General features: G+C 62.9%; 6 protein-coding genes and 1 pseudogene. All 7 read left to right on the plus strand.

Annotated elements, in window-relative coordinates:
- Nucleotides 1-138: pseudogene (locus EOA29_RS27380) on the plus strand (30S ribosomal protein S5); the annotation flags it as partial.
- Between the two features lie 25 nt (nt 139-163).
- The gene (gene rpmD, locus EOA29_RS27385; protein WP_027170355.1) at nt 164-361 is read left to right on the plus strand and encodes a 50S ribosomal protein L30; all 198 of its coding nucleotides are present in this window, start codon (nt 164-166) and stop codon (nt 359-361) included.
- A 22-nt stretch (nt 362-383) separates the two neighbouring features.
- Nucleotides 384-857, plus strand: a complete 474-nt coding sequence (gene rplO / locus EOA29_RS27390; protein WP_126094104.1) for a 50S ribosomal protein L15 — start codon at nt 384-386, stop codon at nt 855-857.
- A 191-nt stretch (nt 858-1,048) separates the two neighbouring features.
- Entirely contained in the window at nt 1,049-2,389 is a 1,341-nt protein-coding gene (gene secY / locus EOA29_RS27395) for a preprotein translocase subunit SecY (RefSeq protein WP_127221876.1), read from the plus strand.
- The gene (locus EOA29_RS27400; RefSeq protein ID WP_126094102.1) at nt 2,386-2,976 is read left to right on the plus strand and encodes an adenylate kinase; all 591 of its coding nucleotides are present in this window, start codon (nt 2,386-2,388) and stop codon (nt 2,974-2,976) included. The genes secY and EOA29_RS27400 overlap by 4 nt, the downstream gene beginning before the upstream one ends.
- 207 nt (nt 2,977-3,183) lie before the next feature.
- The gene (rpsM, locus tag EOA29_RS27405; protein ID WP_027170351.1) at nt 3,184-3,552 is read left to right on the plus strand and encodes a 30S ribosomal protein S13; all 369 of its coding nucleotides are present in this window, start codon (nt 3,184-3,186) and stop codon (nt 3,550-3,552) included.
- A 126-nt stretch (nt 3,553-3,678) separates the two neighbouring features.
- A complete protein-coding gene (gene rpsK, locus EOA29_RS27410; RefSeq protein ID WP_127221877.1) occupies nt 3,679-4,068 on the plus strand; it encodes a 30S ribosomal protein S11 in 390 nt (129 codons plus the stop codon).
- Nucleotides 4,069-4,214 lie beyond the last annotated feature (146 nt).

Raw genomic sequence — 4,214 nt, forward strand, 5'->3', positions numbered from 1 at the left:
AACCCCTACAACATGGTTCGCGCCACCTTCGACGCGCTGAAGAGCCAGATGAATCCGAAGGATGTGGCTGCCGCGCGCGGCATCAAGTATTCGACCCTTCAGGCTCGCCGCGGCACCGCCGTTGCGACCGAAGAATAGTCGACGCTGACCAGGGATTTAGACCATGGCCAAGAAAGCTACCAAGACCATTACCGTCGAGCAGATCGGTTCGCCGATCCGCCGGCCGAAGGAGCAGCGCGCGACGCTGGTCGGCCTCGGCCTCAACAAGATGCACAAGCGGCGCACGCTGGAAGATACCCCTTCCGTGCGCGGCATGATCGCCGCCGTCCAGCACCTCGTCCGCGTCGTGGACGAGGCCTGAACGGAAGCGCAGGAGAACGAAGATGAAACTCAACGATCTGCGTGACAAGGACGGCGCCACGCATTCCAGGAAGCGCCTCGGTCGCGGCATCGGCTCCGGCTCGGGCAAGACCGCCGGTCGCGGCGTCAAGGGCCAGAAGGCGCGCTCCGGCGTCGCCATCAACGGCTTCGAGGGTGGCCAGATGCCGCTCTACCGTCGCCTGCCGAAGCGCGGCTTCAACAACCTGTTCGGCAAGAGCTTCACCGTCGTGTCGCTCGCCCGCATCCAGGCTGCTGTCGATGCCAAGAAGCTCGATGCCAAGGCGACCGTGACGGCCGAGGCCCTGATTGCCGCCGGCGTCATCCGCCGCGCCAAGGACGGCGTGCGCGTTCTCTCCGACGGCGAGCTCAAGGCCAAGCTCAGCTTCGACGTCGCCGGTGCCTCCAAGGCGGCGATCGAGAAGATCGAGAAGGCCGGCGGTTCGGTGAAGCTGCCGGAAGCGGCCGCCGCCGAGTAACGGCGATTTGAAGCACGGCCGGCGGGAATGACTTCGTTTTTGCCGGCGAAGCGCGCTTCGATCTAGTCAATTAGGCGGCCGCGTCAACGCGGCCGCTTGCATGTTTACGGTCCGGAGCTTATCTCGTGAGCTTCGGTGACACGCACCGCCTGAGCTGCGGGCATCGAGCGTGACCTAGCGGAGAATCAGGCATGGCTTCGGCTGCTGAACAACTAGCCTCCAATCTGAATTTTGCGGCCTTCGCCAAGGCCGAGGATCTGAAGAAGCGCATCTGGTTCACCATCGGCGCGCTGCTCGTCTACCGCCTCGGCACCTACATCCCGCTTCCCGGCATCAATCCCGACGCTTTCGCGCAGGCCTTCTCCTCGCAAAGCAAGGGCGTGCTCGGCATGTTCAACATGTTTGCCGGCGGCGCCGTGCAGCGCATGGCGATCTTCGCGCTGGGCATCATGCCCTACATCTCCGCCTCCATCATCATGCAGCTGATGACCTCGGTCATCCCATCGCTGGAAGCGCTGAAGAAGGAAGGCGAGCAGGGCCGCAAGATCATCAACCAGTACACGCGCTACGGCACGGTGCTGCTCGCTCTGGTGCAGGCCTACGGCATTTCGATCGGCCTCGAGGGCGGCAATGGCATCGTCAACGATCCCGGCATGTTCTTCCGCATCTCGACGGTTGTCACGCTCGTCGGCGGCACCATGTTCCTGATGTGGCTCGGCGAGCAGATCACCGCCCGTGGCATCGGCAACGGCATTTCGCTGATCATCTTCTCGGGCATCGTCGCCGGCCTGCCGCGCGCCATCTCCGGCACGCTGGAACTCGGCCGCACCGGCGCGCTGTCCACCGGCCTCATTCTCGCGATCATCGTGCTCGCGGTCGTCGTCATCGGTGTCATCGTCTTCTTCGAGCGCGCCCAGCGGCGCCTGCTCATCCAGTATCCGAAGCGTCAGGTCGGCAACCGCATGTTCCAGGGCGACACCTCGCACCTGCCGCTGAAGCTCAACCCCTCGGGCGTCATCCCGCCGATCTTCGCCTCCTCGCTGCTGCTTCTGCCGGCAACGGTCGCTGGCTTCTCGCAGACGACGAACCTGCCGGCCTGGGCGAGCACGATTCTGGCCTCCCTCGGCCACGGCCAACCGCTCTACATGGTGTTCTACGCGGCGATGATCATCTTCTTCGCCTTCTTCTACACGGCGATCGTCTTCAACCCGAAGGACACGGCCGACCAGCTCAAGAAGCATTCCGGCTTCATCCCGGGCTACCGGCCGGGCGAGCGCACCGCCGAATATATCGACTATGTTCTGACGCGTATCACCGTCATCGGCGCCGTCTACCTGGTGCTGGTGTGTCTGCTGCCCGAGTTCCTGATTTCAGCGACTGGCGTACCTTTCTACCTCGGTGGCACATCGCTTCTGATCGTGGTCAGTGTCACGCTCGACACGGTGGCGCAGATTCAGGGTCACCTGATCGCGCACCAGTATGAGGGCCTGATCAAGAAGTCGAAGTTGCGTGGGGGTAAGAGGAGCAGATGAGGCTGATATTGCTTGGGCCGCCAGGAGCGGGCAAGGGGACGCAAGCACAGAGACTGGTAGACAAACATGGCATACCCCAGCTTTCGACGGGTGACATGCTGCGTGCCGCCGTCCAGGCCGGAACCGAGGTCGGCAAGCGTGCCAAGGCTGTAATGGATGCCGGCGAGCTGGTGTCGGATGCGATCGTCAACGCGATCGTCGCCGAACGGATCGACCAGCCCGATTGCGCCAGAGGCTTCATCCTCGACGGATATCCGCGCACGCTGATACAGGCCGATGCCGTGGAGGCTATGCTTTCGGAGCGCAATATTGCGCTGGACTGTGTCATCGAGCTCGTCGTCGACGACAAGGCGCTGGTGGGACGCATCGTCAAGCGCGCTGAGGATGCCCAGGCCGCAGGCCAGCCTGTACGCAAGGACGACAACCCGGCTGTGTTCGAGGAGCGCCTGCGGGAATATTACAAGAAGACGGCGCCGCTGACCGGCTATTATTACGCCAAAGGCAGGCTGAAGACCGTCGATGGCATGGCCAGTATCGACGGGGTGACCGCGGAGATCGAGAAGGTGCTCGCGGCGACGGCGAGGTAGGTCGTTCCGACAAGCAAAGATTGCGCTTGACTGGAGGGAGCCGTTGGGGTATGGCGGCCCGTCTTCCTGTCAGGCATGGACTTTGCTTGCCCGCAAGGGCAGGGCAGTCGTTTTGAACCAGGAAACTCCCGCAAGGGCCGGCCTCCACCGGACGCGGGGCAACTTAGATAGCGCCGGCACGTCCGGCCCACATGGAGATGAGAACAAATGGCTCGTATAGCCGGCGTCAACATTCCGACCAACAAGCGCGTCGTCATCGCGCTTCAGTACATTCACGGCATCGGCAAGAAGTTTGCCCAGGAGATCGTCGACAAGGTCGGCATCCCGGCGGACCGCCGCGTCAACCAGCTGACCGACGCGGAAGTGCTGCAGATCCGCGAGACGATCGACCGCGACTATCAGGTCGAAGGCGACCTGCGCCGCGAAGTCTCGATGAACATCAAGCGGCTCATGGACCTCGGCTGCTACCGCGGCCTGCGTCACCGCCGCTCGCTGCCAGTCCGCGGCCAGCGCACGCACACCAATGCGCGCACCCGCAAGGGCCCGGCCAAGGCGATCGCCGGCAAGAAGAAGTAATTGAGCGAATAGCGAGTAGCCATTAGCGAGTAGGGGACTCTATTCGCTATTCCCTATTCACTACTCGCTTCTAAAGGTGGAGCCGCTGGCGTTACGGCGGTGTAGAGATCAACTGAAAGGACTACCATGGCCAAGGAAACCGCTCGTGTTCGCCGCCGCGAACGCAAGAACATCTCGTCGGGCGTTGCCCACGTCAATTCGACCTTCAACAATACGATGATCACTATCACCGACGCGCAGGGCAATTCGATTGCCTGGTCGTCGGCCGGCGCCCAGGGCTTCAAGGGTTCGCGCAAGTCGACCCCGTTCGCCGCCCAGATGGCTGCCGAGGACGTCGCCAAGAAGGCCCAGGAACACGGCATGCGCATGCTTGAGGTCGAGGTCTGCGGACCCGGCTCCGGTCGCGAATCGGCGCTGCGCGCCCTGCAGGCGGCCGGCTTCACCATCACCTCGATCCGTGATGTGACGCCGATCCCGCACAATGGCTGCCGCCCGCGTAAGAAGCGCCGCGTCTAATATTTTTGAACACCGCGTGAGCGCCGAGGCGCTGCTGCGCGGATTTCCAGGCTGCCCGCCACGATTGGATGGTGGCGGGTCAAAGGAAGGAAGACACAATGATCCAGAAAAACTGGCAGGAACTGATCAAGCCGAACAAGATAGAG

It is taken from the genome of Mesorhizobium sp. M1E.F.Ca.ET.063.01.1.1, from assembly GCF_003998155.1.
Lineage (GTDB): Bacteria > Pseudomonadota > Alphaproteobacteria > Rhizobiales > Rhizobiaceae > Mesorhizobium.